Below are 407 nucleotides of genomic sequence, written 5' to 3'. Positions count from 1 at the left end.
GCTGTCGGACCGGCTGTCCCGGCGCGTGGGCATGATTGTGCCGGGCCTCGCGGGCATGGCGGTGATGGCCGCGGTGCTGGGGGCCGCGGGATGGCTGCCGGACGGCGCCGCGCTGGTGACGCTGGTGGCCGCCTGGGTGCTGCTGGCGATTCCAGATGGCCTGCACCGCTCCTCCGCGTCCGCGCTGGTGGTGGAGCAGTCCCCGGCGCCTTCCGAGCGCGGCCGGTTCATGGGCGCGCTGGGCGCCTGCGGCGCGCTGGCCTCCGTGCTCGCGCCCGTCACCTACGGCTTCACCGCGCAAGCCGCCGGCATCGGCTGCACGTTCCTCCTTTCAGCTGTGTCCCTCGTGCTGGCGCTCGGCTGTGTGTCGCGCGTGCGCGAGGCGTCTTCCCCCGCCACTCCTGAAC

1 protein-coding gene is annotated in these 407 nt (G+C 74.4%); it reads left to right on the top strand.

Annotation, left to right across the window (positions count from 1 at the left end; genetic code table 11):
• Positions 1 to 31: 31 nt before the first annotated feature.
• Positions 32 to 407: MFS transporter (locus D7W82_RS39865; RefSeq protein WP_370451157.1), on the top strand; the 376-nt coding region annotated here is incomplete at its 3' end.

Source organism: Corallococcus sp. CA049B, assembly GCF_003611685.1.
Classification (GTDB): domain Bacteria; phylum Myxococcota; class Myxococcia; order Myxococcales; family Myxococcaceae; genus Corallococcus; species Corallococcus coralloides.
Note: the sequence above shows the minus strand (reverse complement) of the source record. Positions and strands in the feature narration are given on the sequence as shown.